General features: G+C 50.2%; 5 protein-coding genes. 1 reads left to right on the plus strand and 4 read right to left on the minus strand.

Features of this window, described 5'->3' with window-relative positions; all coding sequences use genetic code 11:
* Window positions 1-1208 (minus strand): translation initiation factor IF-2 N-terminal domain-containing protein (locus tag RMO35_RS09250; protein WP_309740465.1); only part of this gene is annotated, 1208 nt, incomplete at its 3' end.
* Window positions 1209-1367: 159 nt separating this feature from the next.
* Window positions 1368-1550 (minus strand): hypothetical protein, encoded by a 183-nt coding sequence (locus RMO35_RS09255; RefSeq protein ID WP_309740468.1) that lies wholly within the window; start codon window positions 1548-1550, stop codon window positions 1368-1370.
* 210 nt (window positions 1551-1760) lie between these two features.
* On the opposite strand from RMO35_RS09255, the gene cobA reads away from it, so the two are divergent.
* Window positions 1761-3311 (plus strand): uroporphyrinogen-III C-methyltransferase, encoded by a 1551-nt coding sequence (gene cobA, locus RMO35_RS09260; RefSeq protein ID WP_309740471.1) that lies wholly within the window; start codon window positions 1761-1763, stop codon window positions 3309-3311.
* A gap of 22 nt (window positions 3312-3333) precedes the next feature.
* Here cobA and RMO35_RS09265 read toward each other — a convergent pair whose 3' ends face one another.
* Both RMO35_RS09265 and RMO35_RS09270 read right to left on the minus strand, forming a co-directional pair.
* On the minus strand, window positions 3334-4407 hold the full coding sequence (locus tag RMO35_RS09265) for a glycosyl transferase (RefSeq protein WP_309740475.1): 1074 nt from the start codon (window positions 4405-4407) through the stop codon (window positions 3334-3336).
* Between the two features lie 20 nt (window positions 4408-4427).
* Window positions 4428-5064, minus strand: a 637-nt coding sequence (locus RMO35_RS09270; RefSeq protein ID WP_309740473.1) for an aminotransferase class V-fold PLP-dependent enzyme, incomplete at its 5' end; no start/stop codon positions are given.

Consider the following 5064-nt stretch of genomic DNA (forward strand, 5'->3'; position numbering starts at 1 on the left):
GGCTTTTTGCGCTGAGCCGGAACGGCTGCGGGTCGGATGCCGCCGCCAGTGCCGATTTTCTGCTTAGCAGGTCTGGCGATCGACAGGCTGACGATCGTCACGTTGGAGTTATCGTTACCGTCGAGATAGTCATCTTCATCATCCTCATCGATGACGACTGTTTTGACCCGTTTGCCTTTGGATGGAACTTTCGATTTAGCAGTTTCGATTTCTTCTTCTTCTTTACTCCAGCCTTTGCCCTTGTTTACTGGTTTCCGCAGGGGTGGCCGCTTGAGTTCGAGGTCGTTCGACACTGGCGTCGCATCGTCTTTATCAGTCGCAGCACCGTCTTTACTGGGCGCACCAGGGCGGGTGGGGCCGCTACCTTGAGGCTTGATTTGGACGATCCGGGTCGGCGGACGATTGAGCGGTGGTGGTGCATTCTCAGATTTGGCAACCGGGCGGCGGACTACGCCAGTACCGGGGCTTTGGGGCGCACCAACTGCGGGGCGACTGCTCGGCTCTTTGACTAGTTGGGATTTAGGGATGGGTTTACTAGGCGCGGCGGCGCGACTTGCAGGTGCAGCAGTACTATCGACATTGATGACCTCATCCGATCGATCGGCTAGACCGGGACGTGCTGGGGGGCCTGACAGTTGCGGTTTGGGTGCTGGTGGCTGGATGGGGGTGGTCGCTCTAACGGCTCGGTTAGGGCTGCTCTCAGCAGTGGACTCAACACGGCGGACTACGGGTGCAGTCCCCTCACTAGCACTTGTCGGTCGCACGACGGGACGGCTGACACTGGGAGCTTGGGGGGTTGCGGGGCGTAATGGTGGTTGCTGTGCCGTTACTGGCGGCTGCGGCATCAAGGATGGCTTAGCCTGGTCGCTTTTGTGTTCGATCTGCAAAATTCGGGCTTTGGGTTCGGTGGGTCGTGGAGTGTTCGCTGCGGTCATCGCTGGATTTGGTGCTGGTGACTTGGGAACATCGCTTTTCGGCGCGGCTGGAGCTTCACCCTTATCAGTCGCGATCTGACGGGCTGGCTTGTTATGACGATCGGGAAATTTTTCGTTAGCGGCTTTAACGATCTGCTCTGCTTCGGATTCTGAGATACTGCTACTGTGGCTTTTAACTACAATATTTAAGCCCTCGCAAATTCCCAATAAATCCTTATTCTCCAAATTCAATTCCTTTGACAATTCGTAAATTCTGACTTTGCCGTTGTTCATCCACTATGTTCCTATTTATGAAACCGATCGAGCGTCTAGATTATGACTTGTTGGCAAGACCATATATTTATCTACACAATGTTAATGTTTGGGTTAGAGAACTAAGTATATATAATGAAAGCTATTACCTGGTAGTGGTTGCTGGGCATGGTAGCGAGGCTACTTAATGCTGGTGACTGACTCCAACTGTTGTCGATCGACAACAGTTGGCAAAGCCTCTTTCCCGAGGAGCATCGCTGTCTCCTGGTGCCGCTCCAGTCGGGGTCGCCGCTGGTGGCAAGCTGGTGTTACCCAATGCTTATCGATGTCTGCGGCAATACCGGACGATCGCTGAGGAATCATATTATATTCTTACACCAATTTGGTTCGATCGGCGAGTCCGATCGACAATTTGTGATACTGTGATAGGTTTGTCCGCTTGGGGATCGCTAGATGCTATTCGGTAGCCGGATTAAATCAGGAGCGATGTCTAGTCCCAGAGAGATCGCTCCAAGTTCAAAGGTCGCAGACAACAGCGTCTTGGCGATCGATCGTTAAATTACGTGATTTTCGATGAGCAAAGTATATATTGTGGGTGCAGGGCCGGGAGATATCTCTTATCTCACCATTCGGGCGCAACAGCTTCTCACCCAGGCGGAAGTGCTAATTTATGATGCTTTGGTAGATCGTGGCATTCTCGATTTAGTCCCAGCGGCTTGTGAATTAGTCGATGTCGGCAAGCGGGGCGGACAACCGAGTATGCCGCAATCCCAGATCGATCGATTATTGGTCGCCCACGCCCAAACCGGACGGCTGGTAGTGCGGCTCAAAAGTGGCGACCCGTTTATTTTTGGACGAGTCACCGCCGAAATCGATGCGCTGATGGCGAGTAACTGTGACTTTGAAGTGGTACCGGGATTATCGACCGCTCTAGTGGCACCGTTGCTGGCGGGGATTCCTCTGACCGACCCAGTACTGAGTCGCGGATTTGCGGTCGTTACCGCTCATCTCCCCGACGATCTCGATTGGGATGCTTTGGCACGGATGCCGACGATCGTCATTTTGATGGGAGCTAGGCAATTACCCGAAGTAGTCACACAGCTATTAAAACACGATCGGGCGATCGATACCCCGATCGCGATCGTCCGGTGGGCGGGAACGCCACAGCAACAGATCTGGGTTTCCGATCTCGGTCAGATCCTCACCGAAACAGGGGATAGCGAACTCTCGCCAGCAGTAATTATCGTCGGACAAGTGGTGAGATTGCGCGAGTATCTCAACTGTGAAGTGTCCACCTCGCCAGTGAGCCGAGATTTTGGCAATCGGGATGCGAGCAAATCTGCCGCGATCGCGGGCAAATCTGTCCTCGTGACCCGCGCTAGCGGCCAAAATTATGAATTTAGTCAAATGTTACGATCGCGTGGCGCACGGGTGCTAGAGATGCCGACCTTAGAAATCGTGCCGCCATCGAGCTGGCAGGATCTCGATCTGGAGATTGGCAGATTGAGCGATTTTGATTGGCTGATCCTGACTTCTAGTAATGGCGTCGATGCCTTCTTCGGACGCCTCCAACATGCGGGGAAAGATAGTCGCGCCTTAGCTGGCATCAAAGTCGCCGTCGTCGGTCAAAAAACGGCTCGATCGCTGCAACAATATGGAATTACGGCAGACTTTATTCCGCCCGATTTTATCGCTGATGCTTTGGTAAGCAATTTCCCGATTTCTCCCGCCAACCAACGGATTTTATTTCCCCGAGTAGAAACTGGCGGACGCGAAATGCTAGTCCAAGAATTTACTAGCTTAGGTGCGACAGTCATCGAAGTCCCAGCATATCAATCCCAATGTCCGCTGGCGCTCGATCCAGACATTTTGGCGGCACTTGAGAATCGACAAGTAGATATTATTACTTTTGCCAGTGCCAAAACCGTCACACACTTTTGCCAACTGATCGGCACTAGTCTAACATCTGACTGGCAATTGAATGTGACGATCGCCTCGATCGGCCCGCAGACTTCGGCTAACTGTCGTTCGTTATTGGGGAAGGTAGATATCGAAGCAACTGAATATACTCTACCAGGATTGATTGCCGCGATCGAGCGCGATTATTTGGATCGATCGTCGTAGGTGTAATTTGTTAATGTGCGATCTATTTAAAATAATTGACGATCGAATGTGCGATCGATTGATTGCCATCGACGGCTAATTTTTGACTCGATCGCGGTGGCTGTAGTGGTAAGTTTAAGAAATCCCAATTGTCTGCAAAAAACTGGTCGGGGCCAATTACTTGATGGTATCCAAAATCCTGCATCCCATTGAGGATAATTTCCGATTCGGCAAAGCCAGAACGCGTGAGGGAGATAATCGGTACTTGCAGTTTTAAGGCTTCTGCATAAGTCGAATATCCCGGCTTGGAGAGGACTCGATCGCACAAAGGCATAAAATCAACCGGACGATAGGCACGATCTAAAACTTTGACTAAGTTCGGCCGATCTGGCGCATGAGCATCGAGGGTGATAAATCGATAATCGGGGAATCGATCGATATTTTGATAAGGAATGGCATCGAGACTCAATCCACCAAATGTGAGTAAAATTGTTTGTTTGGCTGGCTGAATATCAAACTTATCGCGGATGAAATCCACGGGATATTTTGGATCGCCGCCAGTTAAGCCGACATCTTCAATGACTGGGAACCGCGCCATCGATTCGTGTAATGGAACGCGAAAAAGCCTGTCGCATCGTCCGTAACAATCGCCAATCCAGTCGGCAATTGCCGTAAATTCTCTCCCCCAATCCCGATAGATAAAATCCCACCCAAAGTTACCAGACATCCAACAGGGCACACCTAATTTTTCAGCAATTAAAGTGGCTAATGGTGGGGCATCGCCGAATACTAAATTTACGCCTTGTTCTTGGCAATATGCTACTTCTTCAGCGATAATTTCATCTTTAGCTGTAATAATCTGTTGCCACTTGGATAAGGTAGCATCTAGATCCATTTTCAGACTATCTGCCTGGACTACGCCGACATCAAACCCTCGCTGACGATAAATAAAATCACCATCGATGTAACATGCCAACAACCATTTAGGAGCCGTAGTTACCATAATTAACTTTACGGTCGGTAGTAGCTTTTGGAGGTGTCCCGCGATCGAGGCAGTTCGCGCGGCATGACCGAAACCATGTGCGGTGATGGTAATATAAATCGTCGGCGTTGACATAGGATCGGCTTTGATATTGATTAACTTATTAGCTCGCGCAAACATTGAATTAATTCATCTATTTCGGTAGTAGTAGTAAAGTAATGCGTACAAGCACGAATACAAGCGGGATCGACGATCGTTCGTAGATAAAAATGTCGATCTTCCAAATCTTTGACTAACTTAGCACGATCTGCCGTTAGCGTAGCCTCTCCCTTGGATAATCGTACCTGAAAAGATACTAAACCCGACTGCGGTGCCGTCTGATTGAGACAGTTAATCCCTGGTACTTGCTGTAAATTTTCCCATAGATAAGTAGCCAAGCTCACGATTTTGCTAGCGCGATCTGCCGCACTCCCCCAACTTTGATGCGTTGCAATTGCCGCACGCAGTCCAGCATATAAGGGATAAGCCGATGTCGCCACCTCATACCGCCGCGCATCTCTAACTAAGGGCAAATCTGAGTTACTGTAGTCCAGACTCCGCCATCCGATAAAGGTTGGATCGAGACTAGCTAACGCATCGGGATGAATATATAGTCCGCCGACACCTTCAGGGCCGCACCACCACTTGTGTCCGGTGAAGGCATAAAAATCGATGCCCAATTGTCCTAAATTTAACGGCAATAAACCGACTGATTGGGCGGCATCTACCAAAATTCGGATCGGTCGATGTCCT

The sequence above is a fragment of the Chamaesiphon sp. OTE_20_metabat_361 genome, assembly GCF_031364565.1.

Excerpts from the sequence above, each read along its gene's own strand:
- RMO35_RS09265 (WP_309740475.1), bottom strand. The coding sequence starts at position 4,407 with ATGTCAACGCCGACGATTTATATTACCATCACCGCACATGGTTTCGGT.
- RMO35_RS09255 (WP_309740468.1), bottom strand. The coding sequence starts at position 1,550 with ATGATTCCTCAGCGATCGTCCGGTATTGCCGCAGACATCGATAAGCAT.
- cobA (WP_309740471.1), top strand. The coding sequence starts at position 1,761 with ATGAGCAAAGTATATATTGTGGGTGCAGGGCCGGGAGATATCTCTTAT.